The following is a 20,603-nucleotide window of genomic DNA, read 5'->3' as shown; positions in this document are numbered from 1 at the left end:
ACATACAATATAATATGATAACTATTGCAGTTGTAGATGATCATCAAATGTTTCTGGACGGTATGATAGCTGTTTTGTCCGGCCAGAGTAACTTTGAAATTTTGTTTGTCGAAAATAGAGCACAGGCGGCATTGATAAAAATGAGAGAAATGCAGCCGGATATTCTCATATCGGATATTTCGATGCCGGAGATGAACGGTGTTGAATTTATAAAAATCATAAAGGCAACCTATCCCAATGTGAAAATATTGGTTTTGAGTATGTTTGAAAGTATGGAAACAATAGCGGATATTGACGGATATTTGTTGAAGGAAACCAGTAAGGAAGAGCTGGTCAAAGCAATTCATGCTATTGTTTTAAAAAATGAAAAATACCTGACAGTACCGGGAAACACTCTGGATGCTTTTGCGTTCAAAAGAACCATATTATCCCACCGGGAAAAAGAAATTATCCGGTTGATTGCGCAAGAATACACTTCTGAAGAAATAGCAGACAAGCTCTTTCTGAGCAGGGGAACCATTGAGACCCATCGCAAAAATATCTTTTTTAAGTTACAGGTAAAAAACATAGCAGGACTCATTAAAAAAGCCATCTATTTGGGTATTGTAAAATAGAAAGAAGATTTATTTCTTGTTTTTTATTTTGGAATTCCAAATAATAGTCTAATTTTGCACCCATTAACGAGAGGAGGTGTTATATTATGTTGATTATACCAATTAAAGACGGAGAAAATATTGATAGAGCGTTAAAACGTTACAAAAGAAAGTTTGACAAAACTGGAGTTGTAAGACAGCTAAGAAGTCGTCAGGCATTCACGAAACCGTCAGTAACAAGAAGAGCTCAGGTTCAAAAAGCAGCTTATATTCAGACATTGAGAGATTCTTTAGAGAATTAATCGGTTTTGGATTTTATTATAGCCGTTAGTAATAAAAGTTTTTATAACTTTGTTACTAACGGTTTTTTTTATGCATACTTCTTTGCAAGCCTACCAGGATTATCTGCAAAAAGAGAAAAATTATTCTCGCCACACCCAAACTGCTTATCTGAATGATGTTCTCTCTTTTGAGACTTTTCTTGAAGAAGGTAAGTTCGACGTGGCGCTCGAAAAGATCAATTACGGTCATGTCAGAGCCTGGCTGGTCTCGTTAGTTGAATCCGGAATTTCAAATACTTCTGTTAACCGGAAAATATCATCTTTAAAATCATTTTATAAATTCCTGCTAAAAGCGAAGCAGATAGCGGTAAATCCGCTTCTGAAGCATAAATCGTTAAAAGTGGCGCGGAAAGTGCAGATTCCTTTTTCGGAAAAGGAATTGCAGGCGGTTGCCGAAGCGGTGGATTATGCGGAAGACTTTGAAGGGATCCGGAACAGGCTAATCGTGGAGTTGTTTTATACTTCGGGAATACGCCGCTCGGAATTGATAGGTTTAAAAGTCCGGGATTATAATCCGCATGCCAAAACGTTAAAGGTTTTGGGGAAACGCAATAAGGAGCGTTTACTGCCCGTTTTAGATTGTACGGATCGGTTACTGAAAGATTATCTTAAGGAAAGGGGAATGTTAAATGAGGGGCTTCCTAATGATTTGTTAATATTGAGTAAAAAGGGTAATAAAGTCAGTGAATCGTTTGTTTATAGATTAATAAATGATTACTTTAGTACTGTCTCTGAGAAGGTAAAAAAGAGTCCACACGTTCTTAGGCATACCTTTGCGACGCATCTGCTGAACAATGGTGCCGATATAAATTCAGTTAAGGAATTGTTAGGTCACGCTAGTTTGTCTTCTACCCAGATTTACACACATAGTAGTCTTTCTGAACTTAAAAAAGTTTATCAGGAAGCACATCCTAGAAACCGAAACGATTCTGAAAGTTAAACCCAATAAATGTTTTAATTATGAAAGTAAATGTTCAGGCTGTCAATTTTAATATTGACAAGAAATTAGTTGGTTTTGTTCAAGAGAGATTAGAGAAACTGGAAAAATACTACGACAGGGTAGTTTCTTCCAATGTATTTTTGAAAGTAGAAAATACGAGTGATAAAGAAAATAAGATAGTGGAGGTGAAGATCAGTGTTCCTGGGGATGAGTTCGTGGTTAAAAAGCAAAGTAAAACATTTGAAGAGGCGTTAGACTTGTCTGTTGACTCTTTGGAGCGCTTGTTGCTAAAAAGAAAGGGTAGAATCAGAACGCATATTTAATATTTTTGGAAAACAGTTGTCTTTATGATGCTCTTTTTAGGGTAGATTTGGTATAAATGATGATTGCTATAAAAAAAATATGAAAAATGTTTTGATTAAAAAATAAATTCTCTACATTTGCAGTCCGTTAGAAATAGCGGACTTTTTTATTGCAGTTGCCGGTGTAGCTCAGCTGGCTAGAGCAGCTGATTTGTAATCAGCAGGTCGTGGGTTCGAGTCCCTCCATCGGCTCTAAGTTGTAAGTAACTGATAATAAAATAGTAGGGGAGATACTCAAGCGGCCAACGAGGGCAGACTGTAAATCTGCTGACTAAGTCTTCGCAGGTTCGAATCCTGCTCTCCCCACAAAAGAAGAATTTGGAAAGAGGAATTCGGTTTTCCGGATTTTAATTTCGGATTCCGCAAAAGCCGGTGTAGCTCAGGGGTAGAGTGCTTCCTTGGTAAGGAAGAGGTCACGGGTTCAAATCCCGTCATTGGCTCATTGTTTTGAAAAATTTGAACACTAATTATATAACTAAGATTAAATTATTAAATCATGGCAAAGGAAACTTTTGATCGTTCCAAACCCCACTTGAATATTGGTACTATTGGACACGTAGATCACGGAAAAACAACATTGACAGCAGCTATTACTAAAGTATTGTCTGATGCAGGTTATTCTGAAGCAAAATCATTTGATCAAATTGATAACGCTCCTGAAGAAAAAGAAAGAGGTATTACTATTAATACTTCACACGTAGAGTATGCTACAGCTAACCGTCACTATGCTCACGTTGACTGTCCAGGTCACGCGGATTACGTGAAAAACATGGTTACTGGTGCTGCTCAGATGGATGGTGCTATCTTGGTGGTTGCTGCTACTGATGGTCCAATGCCACAAACTCGTGAGCACATCCTTTTAGGTCGTCAGGTTGGTGTGCCTAGAATGGTTGTTTTCATGAACAAAGTGGATATGGTTGATGATGCTGAATTATTAGAGCTTGTTGAAATGGAAATCAGAGATTTATTATCTTTCTATCAGTATGATGGTGATAATGGTCCTGTTGTTAAAGGATCTGCTCTTGGTGCATTAAACGGTGAGCCACAATGGGTTGCTACAGTTTTAGAATTAATGGAAGCTGTTGATAACTGGATTGAATTACCAGTACGTGACGTTGAGAAACCATTCTTGATGCCAGTTGAGGACGTATTTACAATTACAGGACGTGGAACTGTTGCTACAGGTCGTATCGAAACTGGAGTTGCTAATACTGGAGATGCTGTTGAAATCATCGGTATGGGTGCTGATAAATTAACTTCTACTATTACAGGAGTTGAGATGTTCCGTAAAATCCTTGACAGAGGTGAAGCTGGAGATAACGTAGGTTTATTATTGAGAGGTATTGATAAAGCTGATATCCGTAGAGGTATGGTTATTGTTAAGCCAGGATCTGTTAAGCCACACGCTAAATTCAAAGCTGAGGTTTATATCTTGAAAAAAGAAGAAGGTGGACGTCACACTCCATTCCACAATAACTACCGTCCACAGTTCTACGTACGTACAACTGACGTAACAGGTACTATCTCTTTACCAGCTGGTGTAGAAATGGTTATGCCTGGGGATAACTTGACTATTGAAGTACAATTATTAAGCCCAATCGCATTAAGCGTAGGTTTACGTTTCGCTATCCGTGAAGGTGGTAGAACAGTAGGTGCTGGTCAGGTAACTGAAATTTTAGATTAATTTCTATAAAACTATATAAAAACCAGCAGTTTTGCTGCTGGTTTTTTAAACAAACGGGCGTAGTTCAAGGGTAGAATAGCGGTCTCCAAAACCGTTGATGGGGGTTCGAATCCCTCCGCCCGTGCAAAAACAGAATATGATGACAAAAGTTGTTAATTACATATCAGAAGCATTTGAAGAACTAAAATCAAATGTGACTTGGCCACAATGGTCTGAGGTACAACGTTTAACTATTGTTGTTGCTATTTTTTCGATTTTATTCGCATTGGCAACATGGGGAGTTGATGTAGTCTTCGCTAAGATTCTTGGTGGATTCTTTAATTTATTAAAAAAGGCTTAATTTTTTTGATATGACTGATAATAGTGTCAAAAAGTGGTATGTAGTTAGAGCGGTTAGCGGTCAGGAAAATAAAGTTAAAAACTATATTGAGACTGAGATCAATCGTCTCGGTATGGGTGATTATATCTCGCAGGTACTTGTTCCGACTGAAAAGGTGGTACAGGTTCGTGACGGGAAAAAAATCAGTAAAGATCGTGTGTACTTTCCTGGATATGTAATGGTTGAAGCAAACCTTACAGGAGAGATTCCTCATATCATTAAATCAATAACCGGTGTTATTGGTTTCTTAGGGGAAACTAAAGGAGGTGACGCAGTTCCGTTAAGACAATCGGAAGTAAACCGAATGTTAGGTAAAGTAGATGAATTGTCTGTTAAAACAGATAATGCAGCTATTCCGTATGCAGTTGGTGAAACGGTTAAAGTTATTGACGGACCTTTCAATGGTTTCAATGGAACTGTTGAGAAGGTAAATGAAGAAAAGCGTAAACTTGAAGTAATGGTGAAAATTTTCGGAAGAAAAACACCTTTGGAATTGAGTTTTATGCAAGTTGAAAAAGTATAATTTTTGTTACATACATAAACCACATCATTCGCTTCCAATGAAGATGTGCTAAATTTTTTAAAAATGGCAAAAGAAATTAGTAAAGTAGTTAAACTACAAGTTAAGGGAGGTGCTGCGAATCCGTCGCCACCGGTTGGACCTGCTTTGGGGGCTGCTGGGGTTAACATCATGGAGTTCTGTAAGCAGTTCAATGCTAGAACACAAGATAAACCTGGCAAAGTTTTACCAGTACAAATTACTGTGTATAAAGACAAGTCTTTTGACTTTGTTGTTAAAACGCCACCTGCTGCAATTCAATTATTAGAGGCAGCAAAATTAAAGTCTGGTTCAGGTGAACCTAACCGTAAGAAAGTAGCAAACGTTACTTGGGATCAAATTAGAACTATTGCTGAAGACAAAATGCCGGATCTTAATGCTTTTACAATTGAAAAAGCAATGAGTATGGTAGCTGGAACAGCTAGATCTATGGGTATAACTGTAACTGGGAATGCTCCTTTTTAATCGTAAAAAGAAAAAGACATGGCAAAATTAACAAAAAAGCAAAAAGAGGCTGCTTCAAAAATTGAGAAGAACAAATTGTACAGCTTGAAAGAAGCATCTGCTTTAATCAAAACCGTATCTTCTGCAAAATTTGATGAGTCTGTTGATATCGCAGTTCGTTTGGGTGTAGATCCAAGAAAAGCGAATCAAATGGTAAGAGGTGTTGTTACTTTACCACACGGTACAGGTAAGGATGTTCGAGTTTTAGCATTAGTTACTCCGGATAAAGAAGCAGAAGCGAAAGCTGCTGGTGCTGATCACGTAGGATTAGATGACTATTTACAAAAAATAAAAGACGGTTGGACAGATGTTGATGTAATCATCACGATGCCTGCTGTTATGGGTAAATTAGGTCCGTTAGGTCGTATTTTAGGACCTAGAGGTTTAATGCCAAACCCTAAAACAGGAACTGTAACTATGGATGTTGCTAAAGCTGTTCAAGAAGTGAAAGCTGGTAAAATTGACTTTAAAGTTGACAAAACTGGTATCGTTCACGCTGGAATTGGAAAAGTTTCTTTCGAAGCTGAGAAAATTACGGAGAATGCTCACGAAATTATTCAAACGTTAATCAAATTAAAACCAACTGCAGCGAAAGGTACTTATATTAAGAGTATCCACATCTCATCTACAATGAGTCCTGCTATTGCTTTAGATCCTAAAGCAGTATAATTGGTAGTTAAAAATTTTTAGTATGACTAGAGAAGAAAAATCAATCGCGATTGAAGATTTAACTGCACAGTTAGCTGGTACTAATATTGTTTATGTAGCAGATATTTCTGGATTAAATGCAGAAACTACTTCAAACTTAAGAAGAGCTTGTTTTAAAGCTGGTATTAAATTAGAAGTTGTTAAGAACACCTTGCTTGAAAAAGCTATGGAAGCTTCTGATAACAACTATGGTGAATTACCAACAGTTTTAAAAGGAAACACTTCTATTTTAATTGCAGACATCGCTAACGCACCTGCAAAAATTATCAAAGAATTCCGTAAAAAATCTGATAAGCCTTTATTAAAAGGTGCTTATATCAACGAAGAGATCTACATTGGAGATAACTTACTTGATTCATTAGCATCTCTTAAATCTAAAGAAGAAGTTATCGGAGAAATCATCGGATTACTTCAGTCTCCGGCACAGAGAGTTATCTCTGCTCTTCAAAACCAATTTAAGGACGAAGAAGGAGCGGAGTAGTATTTCAATACGAACGCACATAATAAATTATAATTTTACAAATCATTTTAAAAGATAGAAAAAATGGCAGATTTGAAACAATTCGCAGAACAATTAGTTAACTTAACAGTTAAAGAAGTTAACGAATTAGCAACTATATTAAAAGACGATTACGGAATTGAGCCTGCAGCTGCTGCTGTAGTTATATCAGGTGGTGGAGAAGCTGCTGCTGTTGAAGAGCAAACTGAATTCACAGTAGTATTGAAAGATGCTGGTGCTTCTAAATTAGCTGTAGTTAAAGCTGTTAAAGAATTAACTGGTTTAGGTCTTAAAGAAGCTAAAGACTTAGTAGACGGTGCTCCTTCTAACGTTAAAGAAGGTGTTTCTAAAGATGAGGCTGAAGGTCTTAAAAAATCTTTAGAAGAAGCTGGAGCTGTAGTTGAGCTTAAATAAGCTAAGCTTTAGTATAAAAAGCTAGGTTTAGGCCTTGAGAAGATCTCTCAAAGGCCTAAACCATTTTGCGTATAATGAATTTATTGTATGTTCAAACCTGCAATAGTTCGAAATACGACCCTTTTTAATCGCTACGAAGAAAGAAAATGAAATATAACTTTCTGTTCATTTTCAGAGATGTATCGCTTATAAAAAGAAAGTACAATTCGACTGTGTATTTACACAAAATTACTTTTTTTTAATCAAAATTTTGTCCATTGATGTTAACAAATCAGACTGAAAGATTAAATTTCGCCTCGACGAAAAACATCCCTGATTACCCGGATTTTTTAGATATTCAGGTAAAATCTTTTAAAGATTTCTTCCAATTGGAAACTAAATCTGACGAAAGAGGCAACGAAGGTCTTTATAATACCTTCATGGAAAACTTCCCAATTACAGATACAAGAAATCAGTTTGTATTGGAATTCCTTGATTACTTTGTTGATCCACCACGTTATACAATTGAAGAATGTATTGACAGAGGGTTGACGTACAGTGTGCCTTTAAAAGCACGTTTAAAACTGTATTGTACAGACCCGGAACATGAAGATTTTGAAACAATTGTTCAGGATGTATATTTAGGTACAATACCATACATGACACCAAGCGGTACTTTCGTTATCAACGGTGCCGAGCGTGTTGTAGTATCTCAGTTACACCGTTCACCGGGTGTATTCTTCGGACAATCTTTCCATGCGAATGGTACAAAATTATACTCTGCCAGAGTAATTCCTTTTAAAGGATCTTGGATTGAATTTGCTACCGATATCAATAGCGTTATGTATGCTTATATCGATAGAAAGAAAAAATTACCGGTAACAACTCTTTTCCGTGCTATCGGATTTGAAAGAGATAAAGATATTCTAGAGATTTTTGACCTTGCAGAAGAAATCAAAGTTTCTAAAACAGGTCTTAAAAAGTACATCGGAAGAAGACTTGCTGCGCGTGTTCTGAACACCTGGCATGAAGATTTCGTTGATGAGGATACTGGAGAAGTAGTATCAATTGAACGTAATGAAATTATCTTGGATCGTGATACGATTTTAGATAAAGACAATGTAGAGGAAATTATTGATGCGAACGTTAAAGCTATTTTGTTACACAAAGAAGATAACAATCAGGCTGATTACGCTATTATCCACAATACATTACAAAAAGACCCGACAAACTCAGAAAAAGAAGCTGTAGAGCACATTTACCGTCAGTTGCGTAACGCAGAACCGCCTGATGAGGAAACGGCTCGTGGTATTATCGATAAATTATTCTTCTCCGATCAACGTTACAACTTAGGTGAAGTTGGTCGTTACAGAATGAATAAAAAATTAGGTTTGGATATCCCAATGGAAAAACAGGTTTTGACCAAAGAGGATATCATTACAATCGTAAAATATTTAATCGAATTGATCAACTCTAAAGCAGAGATTGATGATATCGATCACTTATCAAACCGTCGTGTTAGAACAGTTGGAGAACAATTGTCGGCACAATTTGGTGTAGGACTTGCCCGTATGGCAAGAACAATCAGAGAAAGAATGAACGTTAGAGATAACGAGGTGTTTACACCAATTGATTTGATCAATGCCAAAACATTGTCATCAGTAATCAACTCTTTCTTTGGAACCAACCAGTTATCTCAGTTCATGGACCAAACGAATCCACTGGCCGAGATTACACACAAAAGAAGATTGTCTGCCCTTGGACCAGGAGGTCTTTCCAGAGAAAGAGCCGGATTCGAGGTACGTGACGTTCACTATACACACTACGGACGTTTATGTCCTATTGAAACACCGGAGGGACCAAACATTGGTTTGATTTCATCTCTTGGAGTATATGCAAAAGTGAATGGAATGGGATTCATTGAAACTCCTTACCGTAAAGTAACGGAAGGTAAAGTGGATTTGGTTTCTACTCCGATCTATTTAAGTGCAGAAGAAGAAGAAGGAAAAATGATTGCTCAGGCAAACATTGATATGGATGAAAACGGAACCATCACCGCTGACAGAGTTATTGCTCGTGAAGAAGGAGATTTCCCTGTGGTTGAGCCAGGAGTTGTAGATTATACAGACGTTGCGCCAAACCAGATTGCATCCATTTCGGCTTCATTAATTCCGTTCTTGGAGCACGATGATGCGAACCGTGCATTGATGGGATCAAACATGATGCGTCAGGCAGTTCCATTATTGCGTCCGGAAGCACCAATTGTTGGTACAGGATTAGAGCGTCAGGTGGCGTCTGATTCCAGAGTACTGATCAATGCTGAAGGTAGCGGAACTGTTGAATATGTTGATGCGAACATGATTACCATCAAATACGACAGAACCGATGCGGAAAGAGCAGTTAGTTTCGATCCGGATGAAAAAACATACCAGTTAATCAAATTCAGAAAAACCAACCAGAGTACTTCTATCAACCTGAAACCAATCGTAAGAAGAGGAGACAGAGTTGCAAAAGGACAGGTACTTTGTGAAGGTTATGCAACGCAAAACGGAGAGCTGGCTTTAGGTAGAAACCTTAAAGTTGCCTTCATGCCTTGGAAAGGGTATAACTTCGAGGATGCGATTGTAATTTCTGAAAAAGTTGTTCGTGATGACATCTTTACATCCATTCACGTGGATGACTATTCACTGGAAGTAAGAGATACAAAATTAGGTAACGAAGAGTTAACGAATGATATCCCTAACGTAAGTGAAGAGGCAACTAAAGATTTAGATGAAAACGGTATGATTAGAATTGGTGCAGAGGTAAAACCTGGCGACATTCTAATCGGAAAAATTACACCAAAAGGAGAATCAGATCCTACTCCGGAAGAGAAATTATTAAGAGCGATCTTCGGGGATAAAGCAGGTGATGTTAAAGATGCTTCATTAAAAGCGTCTCCTTCATTACACGGTGTGGTTTTAGATAAAAAATTATTCGCAAGAGCGGTTAAAGATAAACGTAAACGTTCTAAAGATAAAGATGATTTAGCAGTTTTAGAAACACAATTTGAAGTGAAATTCAATGAATTGAAAGACAGATTGGTAGAGAAATTGTTTGATATCGTGAATGGAAAAACATCTCAGGGTGTTATGAATGATTTGGGAGAAGAAGTATTGCCAAAAGGTAAAAAATACTCTCAAAAAATGTTGTATGCTGTTGAAGATTTCGCACACTTAACAAAAGGACAGTGGACTACAGACGATGAAACCAATGCAATGGTGAACGACCTGATCCACAACTATAAAATTAAGTTGAATGACCTTCAGGGAGCATTGAGAAGAGAGAAATTTACAATCACTGTTGGAGATGAATTACCATCAGGAATTTTAAAACTGGCTAAAGTTTATATCGCTAAGAAACGTAAACTGAAAGTTGGGGATAAAATGGCGGGACGTCACGGAAATAAAGGTATCGTTGCGAAAATTGTTCGTCACGAAGACATGCCTTTCTTAGAAGACGGAACTCCTGTAGATATCGTATTGAATCCACTTGGTGTACCATCGCGTATGAACATCGGGCAGATTTATGAAACTGTTCTTGGATGGGCAGGTCAGAAACTAGGTAAGAAATTTGCAACGCCAATTTTTGATGGAGCTTCTTTAGAGCAAATCAATGCTTTAACAGACGAAGCAGGTATTCCTAGATTCGGTCATACTTACCTGTATGACGGAGGAACAGGAGACCGTTTCCACCAGCCGGCGACTGTAGGTATCATCTACATGTTGAAATTAGGACACATGGTTGATGATAAAATGCACGCACGTTCTATCGGTCCATACTCATTAATTACGCAACAGCCATTAGGAGGTAAAGCACAATTCGGTGGTCAGCGTTTTGGAGAGATGGAGGTTTGGGCTCTTGAGGCTTATGGAGCATCAAGTACACTAAGAGAAATCTTGACTGTTAAATCGGATGACGTTATTGGTAGAGCGAAAACTTACGAAGCTATCGTTAAGGGAGAAACTATGCCGGAACCAGGATTACCGGAATCATTCAATGTATTAATGCATGAATTGAAAGGTCTTGGATTAGACATCAGATTAGAAGAATAAATTCACACGGGAGTAATCTTTGATTGCTCCCTTTTATAGCGTTTTTAATAAATCGATAGTATTCATATCATGACGAGATTAAAAGATAAAAATACCGTTAAAAGATTTAACAAAATTTCGATAGGACTTGCTTCCCCGGAATCCATTCTGGCAGAATCAAGAGGTGAGGTTTTAAAACCGGAAACCATCAACTATCGTACACACAAACCAGAGCGTGACGGTCTTTTCTGCGAAAGAATTTTCGGTCCAGTAAAAGATTTCGAATGTGCTTGTGGTAAATACAAAAGAATCCGTTATAAAGGAATCGTTTGTGACCGTTGTGGAGTTGAAGTTACGGAGAAAAAAGTACGTAGAGACAGAGTTGGACACATCAATTTGGTGGTGCCTATCGCTCATATCTGGTATTTCCGTTCCCTTCCAAACAAAATTGGTTACATTCTAGGCTTGCCGTCTAAGAAATTAGACATGATTATTTACTACGAAAGATATGTAGTAATTCAACCGGGTATTGCTAAAAATCCAGAAGGAGAAACTTTAAACCGATTAGACTTCTTAACTGAAGAAGAGTATTTGAATATTTTAGATACCCTTCCGATGGAGAATCAATATTTAGATGATACAGATCCGAATAAATTCATCGCTAAGATGGGTGCGGAATGTATTATGGATTTATTGGCACGTACAGATTTAGATGCTTTGTCTTACGACCTGCGTCACGCTGCTAATAATGAAACATCAAAACAACGTAAAACAGAAGCTTTAAAAAGACTTCAGGTTGTAGAATCGTTCCGTGAAGCAAACAATAACAGAGAAAACCGTCCGGAATGGATGATTTTAAAAGTAATCCCGGTTATTCCGCCGGAATTACGTCCGTTAGTGCCGCTTGATGGAGGTCGTTTCGCAACATCGGATTTAAATGATTTGTACCGAAGAGTAATCATCCGTAACAACCGTTTAAAACGATTAATGGAAATTAAAGCTCCGGAAGTAATCTTAAGAAACGAAAAACGTATGTTACAGGAATCTGTAGACTCGTTATTCGATAACACAAGAAAAGCTTCTGCTGTTAAAACAGAATCAAACAGACCATTAAAATCCCTTTCGGATTCCTTAAAAGGTAAGCAAGGTCGTTTCCGTCAGAACTTATTAGGTAAACGTGTGGATTATTCTGCCCGTTCGGTAATTGTTGTTGGACCGGAAATGAAATTGTTCGAATGTGGTCTGCCTAAAGATATGGCTGCGGAACTGTACAAACCATTCGTTATTCGTAAATTAATCGAAAGAGGAATTGTTAAAACAGTGAAGTCGGCTAAGAAAATTATCGACAAAAAAGAGCCGGTAGTTTGGGATATCCTTGAAAACGTAATTAAAGGACACCCGGTACTGCTAAACCGTGCTCCTACTTTGCACAGATTAGGTATCCAGGCATTCCAGCCAAAATTGATTGAAGGTAAAGCGATCCAGTTACACCCGTTAGTGTGTACGGCGTTTAATGCCGATTTCGATGGTGACCAGATGGCGGTTCACTTACCATTAGGACCGGAAGCTATTTTGGAAGCACAATTATTAATGTTGGCTTCACACAATATCTTGAACCCTGCAAATGGTGCGCCAATCACGGTACCTTCTCAGGACATGGTTTTGGGTCTGTATTACATGACCAAAGAACGTTTGTCTACTCCGGATCATAAAATTTTAGGTGAAGGCCTGACTTTTTACTCGGCAGAAGAAGTAAATATTGCTTTGAATGAAGGGAAATTAGAGTTGAATGCCCGTGTTAAAATCAGAGCAAAAGACTTTAATGAAAACGGAGAATTAGTATATAAAATTATCCAGACTACTGCAGGTAGAGTATTATTTAACGAAGTAGTACCGGAAGCAGCTGGTTATATAAATGAAGTATTAACGAAGAAGTCCTTAAGAGATATTATTGGTAAAATTTTAAGTGTTACCAATGTACCTACTACTGCTGCCTTCTTGGATAATATGAAAGATATGGGATACCGTTTCGCTTTCAGAGGAGGACTTTCTTTCTCTTTAGGGGATATCAAAATTCCAGATCAGAAACAAGACCTTATTGCGGATGCAAACGGTCAGGTTGAAGCGATTTCGATGAACTATAACATGGGTCTTATTACTAATAATGAGCGTTACAACCAGGTTATTGACGTTTGGACTTCAACCAATGCATTGCTTACAGAATTAGCGATGAAAAACATTAGAGAAGACCAGCAAGGATTCAACTCGGTGTATATGATGCTTGACTCTGGAGCGAGGGGATCTAAAGAACAGATTCGTCAGTTAACCGGTATGCGTGGTTTGATGGCTAAGCCTAAAAAATCAACCGCTGGTGGTGGTGAAATTATTGAAAACCCGATTTTATCGAACTTTAAAGAAGGACTTTCAATTTTAGAATACTTTATTTCTACTCACGGTGCTCGTAAAGGTCTTGCGGATACGGCTCTTAAAACGGCAGATGCCGGGTACTTAACCAGAAGATTACATGACGTTTCTCAGGATGTTATTGTAAACTCTGTAGATTGTGGTACTTTAAGAGGTGTTGAAGTATCAGCATTGAAAAAGAATGAGGAAGTTGTTGAAACTTTAGGAGAAAGAATCTTAGGACGTGTTGCGTTACAAGATGTAATCAATCCTTTAACCAGCGAAATTTTAGTTCACGCAGGTGATGAAATTACAGAAGCTATCGTTAAAGCTATTGACGCTTCTCCAATTGAAAGAGTAGACGTTCGTTCTCCGTTAACTTGTGAAGCTGGAAAAGGTATCTGTGCAAAATGTTACGGACGTAACCTGGCAACAGGTAAAATGACCCAGAGAGGTGAAGCAGTAGGAGTTATTGCAGCACAGTCTATTGGTGAGCCGGGTACACAGTTAACACTACGTACATTCCACGTTGGGGGTACAGCAGGTAACATTTCTGAAGAATCAAGTATCATTACGAAATTCAAAGGAAGACTTGAAATCGAAGATTTAAAAACTGTTAAAGGAGAAGACAATGAAGGTAATGCTATCGATATTGTAATTTCCCGTTCAACAGAATTAAAATTAGTAGACGAAACAACAGGAATTGTATTAAATACACATAATATCCCTTACGGATCAAGCATCTTTGTTAAAGATGGTGAAGTAGTAGATAAAGGAACTACAATCTGTAAATGGGACCCGTATAATGGTGTAATTATTTCAGAATTTACAGGTAAGGTGGCTTACGAAGATATCGAACAGGGACAATCGTTCATGGTTGAAATCGATGAGCAAACCGGATTCCAGGAAAAAGTAATCTCTGAAGCCAGAAATAAAAAATTAATTCCTACTTTATTAATCTACGGAAAAGACGGAGAATTAATCCGTTCTTACAACTTACCGGTGGGTGCCCACCTTATGGTTGATGACGGAGAGAAAATTAAAGCAGGTAAGATTTTAGTAAAAATCCCTCGTCGTTCTTCAAAAGCAGGGGATATTACAGGAGGTTTACCAAGAATTACCGAGTTGTTAGAAGCTCGTAATCCTTCAAACCCGGCTGTAGTATCTGAGATTGACGGTGTAGTATCTTTTGGAAAAATCAAAAGAGGTAACCGTGAGATCGTTGTAGAATCTAAATTTGGTGAGATTAAGAAATACTTAGTTAAACTTTCAAACCAGATCTTAGTTCAGGAAAATGACTACGTAAGAGCAGGTATGCCACTATCTGACGGAGCAATTACTCCGGATGATATCTTAAGAATCCAGGGACCATCTGCTGTACAACAGTACTTGGTAAATGAAATTCAGGAAGTGTACCGTTTACAAGGGGTAAAAATTAATGACAAGCACTTTGAAGTTGTAATTCGTCAGATGATGCGTAAAGTTCAAATCCAGGATCCGGGTGATACACTATTCTTAGAAGATCAGTTGGCTCATACAAGTGACTTTATCGTTGAAAATGATAAATTATACGGAATGAAAGTTGTGGAAGATGCGGGTGATTCTGATAACCTGAAAGCAGGTCAGATCATATCGCCAAGAGAATTAAGAGATGAAAACTCTTTACTGAAGAGAAATGACAGAAACCTTGTAGTTGCAAGAGATGTGGTTCCGGCAACGGCTACTCCGATTCTTCAGGGTATTACAAGAGCGTCATTACAAACGAAATCGTTTATCTCGGCAGCATCGTTCCAGGAAACAACGAAAGTATTGAATGAAGCAGCTGTAGCTGGTAAAGTTGACGGATTAGAAGGATTGAAAGAAAATGTTATTGTGGGTCACAGAATCCCTGCTGGTACAGGTATGAGAGATTACGATAATATTATTGTAGGTTCTAAAGAAGAATTCAACGAATTAATGGCTGCAAAAGAAGAATTTAATTACTAAGAATCATGAGTGATAATAAACAGCAAGGACAAATCAATATTGAATTGGATGAGCAGGTAGCCGACGGGATTTACTCCAATCTGGCAATCATCAATCATTCCAACACAGAATTCGTAATTGATTTTGTGAACATTATGCCGGGAGTGCCAAAAGCAAAAGTAAAATCCAGAATTATACTTACTCCGCAGCATGCAAAACGTTTATTAGGAGCTTTAGCAGAAAACATAACACGGTTTGAAGCAGCTCATGGTGAAATCAAAGAGGCAGAATTGCCTTCGATACCTTTAAATTTCGGACCAACAGGTCAAGCTTAATAAAAAGCCTCTCATTATGAGAGGCTTTTTTTATTTGTGAATATTTTAACCGCCAAAATATTAAATTGTTAAATCTTTAAAATTTTTATAGTTTTTTTATTGTATGATGAAAAATTTAGTAATTTAACCGACTAAATAATTTCATATGAATAAAAATTACTATTCATTAGGCAGCGAAAGTAAAGCGTTGCTTAAAAACAGCGATGCCCATCAATTTGCATGGTCGAAGAACATTAAACATATATGTTTAATGTTCTTTTTATTTGTATCGGTCTTTGTAGCCAACGCACAGGTAGCTACAAACGGCGGATCGGGTTTAAGTGCCACATATCCGAACCTGGCTTCGGCTATTACGGCATTGAACGCAGCAACTATTTCGGGACCGGTCGTGATAACACTCTCCGGAAATGAAACGGCACCTGCGGGCGGTTATGTCATTACAGCTGAAGGAACAGCGGTAAATACAATTACAATAGTAGGAAGTACCAGCACAATTACAGCACCAACACCTCAAACGTCGGGAGCTTTAAATGATGCTATTTTTAAATTAGTAGGAGCAGACTGGGTTACGATCCAGGGCTTTACAATGCAGGAAAATGCAGCCAATTCAACAGCGGCAGCAGGAACGAACAACATGACCGAATGGGGTGTTGCGTTGCTGTATGCCTCTACTACAAATGGTGCGCAGAATAACACCATCCTGAACAATACTATCGATTTAAACCGTACTTATCAAAATACCTTCGGTATTTACAGTAACTCTGTCCACTCGGGTACTACCGTTACAACAGCAGCTACAGCAACGGGAGCTAACGGAGGAAATCACAACCTGAAAATCTATGGCAATACGATAACTGATGTAAACATCGGAATCGTATATGTGGGACCAACAGCGGCGGCTGATCACAATACCGGATTGGATATTGGAGGAACAGCACTGGCAACAGGGAACACGATAACAAACTTTGGAACAACGGGAACCTTTTCCGGTTATTCGAATGTTTCCGGATCGGTTAACGGTATCCTGGTAAGAAATACCAAGAATTTTAATATTTCTTATAACAATGTAGCCAGTTCAAACGGAGGCGTTACGGCAGGAACCCTAAGAGGAATCTTTGTACCAGCTTTCAATAACGCACCAACCGGTGTTATTGTGAATACAATCAATAACAATACAGTATCCTTACGCAGCGCTGCTGCCGGCGGAACGATGTTTGGGATATCCAATGAGGCAACTACGGTAAGTGCTACCACAACATTGAATATCAATAACAACGACTTCAATACATTTGGACACACAGTAGCAGGAACGGCAGCAATAACTTTGATTATTAATGCCGCTACTACATTAAATACAAACATCAACAACAATACTTTTACGAACTTATCGGTAAACACAACCGCTGGATTTACGTTTATCAGTAATAATGTAACCCACCCTACAGATGCGGTAACCATCGTAAACAACAATGCCATTGTTACTGGTTTTAGTAAAACCGGAGCGGGTGGAACCGTGTACTTCTATGACTCTTTCGGAAGTACTACAAGTGGTTCAGAAACCAATACCGGAAATAATTTCTCAAATGTTACATTAACCGGAGCAACAACATTAGGCGGTTTCAGATCGGCCGATGGAGGAACTGCGGGATATCCGGCAAAAACAATAACGAACAACACATTTAACAATATTACCAACGGAACTGGTGCTTCAACCGTATTGAATGCGGGGTACAGCTTGGTTGGCGGTACAAACAATGTGTCTGGAAATACAATTACAAATGTTACTACTGCGGGCAGTATCGTAGGAATCACTTCTGCTGCCGGTAACCAGAACTTTTTTAACAATACCATCAGCGGTTTAACAACAACAGGAGCGGCAACCGTTTCTGCTATTTCCATAACGGGAGGAACCATACAGAATCTTTATAAAAACAAGATCTTCAATATTGAGGCAAACAATGCTTCCGGAACCGTAAATGGTATCTTAGTGTCTGGTGGAACAACAACGTCACTATACAACAATATTGTAGGCGACTTGAGAACTCCGATTGCAAATGCAGCCAACCCTTTGATCGGGATCAACATTACAGGAGGAACAACGGTAAATGTTAACTTCAACACCGTTCGTTTAAACGGAACAAGTACCGGAGCATTATTCGGATCAAGCGCTGTATCTGTTTCAACAACGCCTACAGTAGCTTTCAGAAACAATATTTTTGTAAACCAGTCTGCAACAACCGGAGCGGGACTTGCAGCAGCCTACAGAAGATCTTCAACAACGTTAACAACGTATGATGCCGTATCCAATAATAACCTGTATTTTGGAACGACAATTTTTACAGACGGAACAAATACCGATGCAACCCTGGCAGCTTTTAAAGCCAGAGTGGCACCAAGAGATGCTTCATCTGTAACAGAAAATCCGAACTGGGTTTCCGTAACAGGCGCAAATGCTACTTTCTTACACATCGATACTACAATACCGACACAAATCGAAAATGGTGGTACACCGGTAGCGGGTATCACGGATGATTTTGACGGAGATGTAAGAAATGTAACAACTCCGGATATCGGAGCAGATGAATTTGCCGGTATCCCAACAGATATAACAGCTCCGGCAATAGTACATACGGTAGTAGCAGGTTCTTGCGTACCGGGTAGTAAAGTAATTACAGCAACAATTACAGACGGAAGCGGAGTGCCAACAACAGGTGCCGGTTTACCGGTTGCCTACTGGAAAATCAATGCAGGAACCTATACGGCAGCTGTAGCGACCAGTCTAGGATCTGGACAATATGAATTTACAATTGGTGCTGGAGCAGTATTAGGAGATGCCGTTTTCTATTATATTGTGGCTCAGGATAATGCTGGAACTCCAAATGTGGCCGTATTACCGGCAGCAGGTGCAGCAGGATTTACAATTAATCCGCCGGCAGCAGCAACGCCGCCAACCACACCGTTTACATACAATATTTACAGCCCTTTAAGTGGTGTTTATACTGTTGGAGCTTCTGGAAACTATGCAACGTTAACAGCGGCTGTAGCAGACTATAACTCAAAATGTTTATCCGGTCCGGTTACCTTCTCATTAACAGATGCAACCTATACGGGAGAAACCTATCCGATTACGATTAATTCCAATCCAGATGCCAGTGCAACAAACACGTTGACCATTAAACCGGCAACTGGTGTTACAGCAGCATTTTCAGGATCTAATGCAACGGCTATTCTTAAAATAGCAGGAGCAGATTATGTAACTATCGACGGAAGTAATAACGGAACAACTACCCGTGATTTAACAATCACCAATACCAATGCAGCAGGGGTTGTACTTTGGGTAGCGAGTGCCGATGCTACAAACGGAGCATTGAATGCGACATTCAAAAACCTTAAAATCATCGGAAACACACCGGCAACAACCGTGGCAGGGATTGTGGTGAGTGGTACTGCTTTAGGAGGTGCTGCAGAAGCATCCAATACCGGTTTTGCATCTATTAATAACACCTTCAACAAAATGCAGAATGCTATTTTCGCTATCGGAAATGCAACGACTCCGGATCAGGGATTTGTGATTACGGGTAATGTTATAGGATCTGCAACTGCTGTTGATAAACTTGGTTTTAGAGGAGTAGCGGTGCAAAACGCACAGGGATTTGTGATTTCCGGAAACCAGATTTTTGGAGTAACAACAACTACAACCAGTACAGCATCGGGTATACTTGTTGGCGGAAACGCAATTAACGGAACCGTGTTTAACAACAAAATATCCGATATTAAAAATACCAATACCACTGGTTATGGATGTAACGGAATCTATTTGAATTCCAACAACGCTGCGGCAAACATTACGGTATATAATAACTTCATCAGTGATGTGGCAAGTTATGGCTATTCAGCGGGTGGTGGCGTAGCCGATAACGGATACGGAATCATCATCAACCAGGGAGCTGGTTATAATGTTTACCACAATACAGTGGCAATGAATACTAACCAGACTATTGGAGGAAGACCGGCAGCGATCAATGTTACAGCAACGGTTACAGCAGCCGGAGCCATTAACTTGCGAAACAATATCTTTAGCAATACGCAAACACAAACCGGAGCACGCTATGCGATTTATTCGGAAGCAGCCAATACGGTTTTTGCAGCAATAGATTATAACAACTATTATACAACAGGAACGAATCTGGGGTATATTGTATCAGACAGAGCAGATCTTGCAGCGTTACAAACAGGTTTCGGAGGCAACACAAACGCTAAAAATGTTTTACCGGTGTATACCTCTTTAACAGACTTACATTTAGTACCGGCAAGTAATGTTTATTTAGACAACCTTGGAACACCAATTGCAGGTATTACTACCGATATTGATGGCGATACAAGAAATGTTACAACACCGGATATGGGAGCCGATGAATTTACGTCTCCGGTTTGTACAGCAGCAGTTGGCGGTACCGCTACCGCTACGGTAACTACAATTTGTACTTCCGGAACGTCAACAATTCAGGCAGCAGGTTACTCTACTGGTGAAACCACATCATATCAGTGGCAATCTGCTACAGATATGGCATTTACAACACCGGTAAATGTGGGAACAGCAACAGCAACTTATGCTGATTTGACTACAGCAACAATTACGCAAACAACATACTATCGTTTAGCGGTAACCTGTGTGGCAAACGGACAGGCAAACTATTCTACTGTTGCTCAGGTAACCGTAAATACAACTGCAGAACCTGTAGCAGCAGCACAAACATTCTGTAACAGTGCAACAGTATCACAATTGGTAGCAACAGGAACGGGAGTACAATGGTATAATGTTCCAACCGGAGGTACAGCGATGGCATCAACAGATGCTTTGGCAA

At 38.9% G+C, this 20,603-nt stretch carries 15 protein-coding genes and 4 tRNA genes; all 19 read left to right on the top strand.

All coding sequences use genetic code 11. From position 1 onward, the window contains the following. Positions 1-14: 14 nt before the first annotated feature. On the top strand, positions 15-614 hold the full coding sequence (locus tag BGO42_RS10125) for a response regulator transcription factor (RefSeq protein WP_273244049.1): 600 nt from the start codon (positions 15-17) through the stop codon (positions 612-614). A gap of 86 nt (positions 615-700) precedes the next feature. Beyond that, positions 701-895: a 30S ribosomal protein S21 gene (gene rpsU / locus BGO42_RS10120; protein WP_177729875.1), complete on the top strand. Its 195-nt coding sequence runs from the start codon at positions 701-703 to the stop codon at positions 893-895. A gap of 70 nt (positions 896-965) precedes the next feature. Then, positions 966-1,874, top strand: a complete 909-nt coding sequence (locus tag BGO42_RS10115) for a tyrosine-type recombinase/integrase (RefSeq protein ID WP_273244047.1) — start codon at positions 966-968, stop codon at positions 1,872-1,874. 20 nt (positions 1,875-1,894) lie between these two features. Further along, entirely contained in the window at positions 1,895-2,197 is a 303-nt protein-coding gene (gene hpf, locus BGO42_RS10110; protein ID WP_177729871.1) for a ribosome hibernation-promoting factor, HPF/YfiA family, read from the top strand. A 157-nt stretch (positions 2,198-2,354) separates the two neighbouring features. Further along, positions 2,355-2,428: transfer RNA gene (locus BGO42_RS10105), tRNA-Thr, on the top strand. Between the two features lie 32 nt (positions 2,429-2,460). Continuing rightward, a tRNA-Tyr gene (locus BGO42_RS10100) sits at positions 2,461-2,542 on the top strand. 62 nt (positions 2,543-2,604) lie between these two features. Then, positions 2,605-2,676 (top strand) — tRNA-Thr (locus BGO42_RS10095). Positions 2,677-2,732: 56 nt separating this feature from the next. Then, positions 2,733-3,920, top strand: a complete 1,188-nt coding sequence (tuf, locus tag BGO42_RS10090; RefSeq protein WP_177729869.1) for an elongation factor Tu — start codon at positions 2,733-2,735, stop codon at positions 3,918-3,920. Between the two features lie 53 nt (positions 3,921-3,973). Beyond that, positions 3,974-4,044 (top strand) — tRNA-Trp (locus BGO42_RS10085). A gap of 15 nt (positions 4,045-4,059) precedes the next feature. Then, a complete protein-coding gene (gene secE, locus BGO42_RS10080) occupies positions 4,060-4,260 on the top strand; it encodes a preprotein translocase subunit SecE (protein WP_177736087.1) in 201 nt (66 codons plus the stop codon). Between the two features lie 10 nt (positions 4,261-4,270). Then, the gene (gene nusG, locus BGO42_RS10075) at positions 4,271-4,822 is read left to right on the top strand and encodes a transcription termination/antitermination protein NusG (RefSeq protein WP_177729867.1); all 552 of its coding nucleotides are present in this window, start codon (positions 4,271-4,273) and stop codon (positions 4,820-4,822) included. Between the two features lie 63 nt (positions 4,823-4,885). Further along, the gene (gene rplK, locus BGO42_RS10070; protein ID WP_177729865.1) at positions 4,886-5,323 is read left to right on the top strand and encodes a 50S ribosomal protein L11; all 438 of its coding nucleotides are present in this window, start codon (positions 4,886-4,888) and stop codon (positions 5,321-5,323) included. An 18-nt stretch (positions 5,324-5,341) separates the two neighbouring features. Further along, positions 5,342-6,031 (top strand): 50S ribosomal protein L1, encoded by a 690-nt coding sequence (gene rplA, locus BGO42_RS10065; protein WP_177729863.1) that lies wholly within the window; start codon positions 5,342-5,344, stop codon positions 6,029-6,031. A 22-nt stretch (positions 6,032-6,053) separates the two neighbouring features. Then, positions 6,054-6,551, top strand: a complete 498-nt coding sequence (gene rplJ, locus BGO42_RS10060; protein WP_177729860.1) for a 50S ribosomal protein L10 — start codon at positions 6,054-6,056, stop codon at positions 6,549-6,551. A 63-nt stretch (positions 6,552-6,614) separates the two neighbouring features. After that, a complete protein-coding gene (rplL, locus tag BGO42_RS10055; protein WP_177729858.1) occupies positions 6,615-6,983 on the top strand; it encodes a 50S ribosomal protein L7/L12 in 369 nt (122 codons plus the stop codon). Positions 6,984-7,243: 260 nt separating this feature from the next. Next, complete coding sequence (gene rpoB / locus BGO42_RS10050) at positions 7,244-11,056, top strand: DNA-directed RNA polymerase subunit beta (RefSeq protein ID WP_177729856.1); 3,813 nt, start codon at positions 7,244-7,246, stop codon at positions 11,054-11,056. Positions 11,057-11,125: 69 nt separating this feature from the next. Then, complete coding sequence (gene rpoC, locus BGO42_RS10045) at positions 11,126-15,424, top strand: DNA-directed RNA polymerase subunit beta' (protein ID WP_177729854.1); 4,299 nt, start codon at positions 11,126-11,128, stop codon at positions 15,422-15,424. A gap of 5 nt (positions 15,425-15,429) precedes the next feature. Beyond that, a complete protein-coding gene (locus BGO42_RS10040; RefSeq protein WP_177729852.1) occupies positions 15,430-15,738 on the top strand; it encodes a DUF3467 domain-containing protein in 309 nt (102 codons plus the stop codon). A 145-nt stretch (positions 15,739-15,883) separates the two neighbouring features. Next, positions 15,884-20,603: beta strand repeat-containing protein (locus BGO42_RS10035; RefSeq protein WP_286749164.1), on the top strand; the 4,720-nt coding region annotated here is incomplete at its 3' end.

It is taken from the genome of Flavobacterium sp. 40-81, from assembly GCF_001898245.1.
GTDB classification, from domain to species: domain Bacteria; phylum Bacteroidota; class Bacteroidia; order Flavobacteriales; family Flavobacteriaceae; genus Flavobacterium; species Flavobacterium inviolabile.
This window is presented reverse-complemented; position numbering and strand designations above follow the sequence as displayed.

Coding starts and splice junctions, on each gene's coding strand:
- BGO42_RS10125 (WP_273244049.1), top strand. CDS start 15: ATGATAACTATTGCAGTTGTAGATGATCATCAAATGTTTCTGGACGGT.
- rpsU (WP_177729875.1), top strand. CDS start 701: ATGTTGATTATACCAATTAAAGACGGAGAAAATATTGATAGAGCGTTA.
- BGO42_RS10115 (WP_273244047.1), top strand. CDS start 966: ATGCATACTTCTTTGCAAGCCTACCAGGATTATCTGCAAAAAGAGAAA.
- hpf (WP_177729871.1), top strand. CDS start 1,895: ATGAAAGTAAATGTTCAGGCTGTCAATTTTAATATTGACAAGAAATTA.
- tuf (WP_177729869.1), top strand. CDS start 2,733: ATGGCAAAGGAAACTTTTGATCGTTCCAAACCCCACTTGAATATTGGT.
- secE (WP_177736087.1), top strand. CDS start 4,060: ATGACAAAAGTTGTTAATTACATATCAGAAGCATTTGAAGAACTAAAA.
- nusG (WP_177729867.1), top strand. CDS start 4,271: ATGACTGATAATAGTGTCAAAAAGTGGTATGTAGTTAGAGCGGTTAGC.
- rplK (WP_177729865.1), top strand. CDS start 4,886: ATGGCAAAAGAAATTAGTAAAGTAGTTAAACTACAAGTTAAGGGAGGT.
- rplA (WP_177729863.1), top strand. CDS start 5,342: ATGGCAAAATTAACAAAAAAGCAAAAAGAGGCTGCTTCAAAAATTGAG.
- rplJ (WP_177729860.1), top strand. CDS start 6,054: ATGACTAGAGAAGAAAAATCAATCGCGATTGAAGATTTAACTGCACAG.
- rplL (WP_177729858.1), top strand. CDS start 6,615: ATGGCAGATTTGAAACAATTCGCAGAACAATTAGTTAACTTAACAGTT.
- rpoB (WP_177729856.1), top strand. CDS start 7,244: ATGTTAACAAATCAGACTGAAAGATTAAATTTCGCCTCGACGAAAAAC.
- rpoC (WP_177729854.1), top strand. CDS start 11,126: ATGACGAGATTAAAAGATAAAAATACCGTTAAAAGATTTAACAAAATT.
- BGO42_RS10040 (WP_177729852.1), top strand. CDS start 15,430: ATGAGTGATAATAAACAGCAAGGACAAATCAATATTGAATTGGATGAG.